The organism is Caballeronia sp. (genome assembly GCF_049581465.1).
In the GTDB taxonomy this organism is placed as follows: Bacteria; Pseudomonadota; Gammaproteobacteria; order Burkholderiales; family Burkholderiaceae; genus Caballeronia.
Genome location: NZ_JBAUSA010000440.1, coordinates 1 through 2045 on the forward strand (window position 1 = coordinate 1; position 2045 = coordinate 2045).

2 protein-coding genes are annotated in these 2045 nt (G+C 63.5%); both read right to left on the reverse strand.

Going from position 1 to position 2045, the window contains the following annotated elements:
- Nucleotides 1–206: XdhC family protein (locus tag WCA53_RS10960; protein WP_423909135.1), on the reverse strand; the 206-nt coding region annotated here is incomplete at its 3' end.
- A gap of 34 nt (nt 207–240) precedes the next feature.
- Nucleotides 241–2045, reverse strand: a 1805-nt coding sequence (gene xdhB, locus WCA53_RS10965; RefSeq protein WP_423909138.1) for a xanthine dehydrogenase molybdopterin binding subunit, incomplete at its 5' end; no start/stop codon positions are given.

The window sequence follows — 2045 nt, forward strand, 5'->3', positions numbered from 1 at the left end:
CCGTCTTTCAGCACCAGCCGCGCTGTTTCGATGGCCTTGAATTCCAGATGGCCGCCGCCAATCGTGTGGCGCGTGCCGTCGCGGGTGACGAGCATTTTCGTGCCGACCTCGCGCGGCGTCGACCCTGCCACGCGCGCGACCGTCACGAGCACGACGGCGTCGCCGTGTGCCAGCATGTGTTGCAGATCGTGCAGCCAGGCTTCCATCGAATACGCTCCAGGTGGTTTAACTCAACGAACGCTAGTTGACAGGGGCCGGGTGGGCCCGCGTCGCGGGCGTTGCTTGGGCGACGTCCAATGCCTGCGCGTCCAATGCATCGAGGATCGCTTCGGGCGTGGCTGGCGCGCGCAGCGTGGGTGCGTGCGTGGAGCCCGGCGCCGCCGATGCAATCGCTGCGCGAATCGCAAGCAGCACGGAAAAGCCGAGCAACAACGGGGGTTCCCCCACCGCCTTGGAGCGGAACACGGTCGGCTCGACGTTCTGGTTGTCGTAGAGCGCGACATTCAGCGCGGCCGGAATATCGCTCACCGACGGAATCTTGTAAGTGGACGGCGCGTGCGTCATCAGCCGGCCATCGCGATTCCACCAGAGTTCTTCGGTCGTAAGCCAGCCCATGCCTTGCACGAAACCGCCTTCCACCTGGCCGATATCCAGCGCCGGGTTGATCGACTGACCAGCGTCGTGGAGGATATCCGCGCGCAGCAAGCGCCATTCGCCGGTCAGCGTATCGACGACGACCTCAGACACCGCCGCGCCATACGCGAAGTAATAGAACGGTTGGCCGGTGAGCGTTTTCGAATCCCAATTGACCTTGGGCGTCGAGTAGAAACCATCGGACCACAACTGGACGCGTGCCAGATACGCGGCGGCAACGAGCTGGTCGAAGGACATTTGCGCACCATTCGAGTCGACCACGCCGTTGTGGAAACGCACGTCTTGCGCACGTCCGCCGAGCTGCCTGGCCGCGAGTTCCGCGAGCCGTCCGCGAATGGTCAGCGCGGCCGCTTCGGCGGCCTTGCCGTTCAAGTCGCTGCCGGTAGAAGCGGCAGTGGCCGATGTATTCGCGACCTTGGAGGTATCCGTTGCGGTCACACGCACGCGCGATAACGCCACGCCCAGCGCATTCGCCACGACTTGCGCGACCTTCGTGTTCAGGCCCTGGCCCATCTCCGTGCCGCCGTGATTGACGAGCGCGGAGCCGTCCTTGTACACGTGTACCAGCGCGCCAGCCTGGTTCAGGAAAGGTACGTTGAACGAAATGCCGAACTTCACCGGCGTGAACGCGATACCTCGCTTGAGCACGGGACTCGATGCGTTGAACTCGGCGATGGCCCTGCGTCGCTGCGAATAGGCGCTCGTCGCGACCAGTTCGTCGGTCAGCGGCGCGATGATGTTGTCTTCCACCGTTTGTCCGTACGGCGTCACGTTGCGCTCTGTGATGCCGTAGTAATTCACGCGACGCACATCGACGGGATCGCGTTTGAGCCGATGCGCGATTTCATCGAGCATCACTTCCATCACGAGTGCGCCCTGAGGGCCGCCAAAGCCGCGAAACGCCGTGTTCGACTGCGTGTTCGTGCGGCAGCAGAGCGCGGTGATTTCGACGTCCTGCAGGTAGTACGCGTTGTCGAAGTGGCAGACCGCGCGAGTCGCAACGGCACCCGACAAATCCGCCGAATAGCCCGCGCGCAACGCAATCTCAACGCGTGCGCCGAGCAGGCGGCCATCGTCGTCAAAACCGGCTTCGTAGGTGTAGACGGCGTCGTGGCGCTTGCCGGTAATCATGAAGTCGTCGTCGCGATCGGCGCGCAGTTTGACTGGCCGGCGCAGCTTGTGCGCCGCCAGCGACGCGATGCATGCAAAGATCCCCGATTGCGATTCCTTGCCGCCAAAACCACCGCCCATCCGGCGACATTCGCACGAGACGTTGTGGGTCGGCCAGTCGAGCATGTGCGCGACGAGATGCTGCATTTCGCTGGGATGCTGCGTGGAACTGTAGACGAGCATGCCGTCGAGTTCCTTCGGAATGGCGTACGCGATCTGCC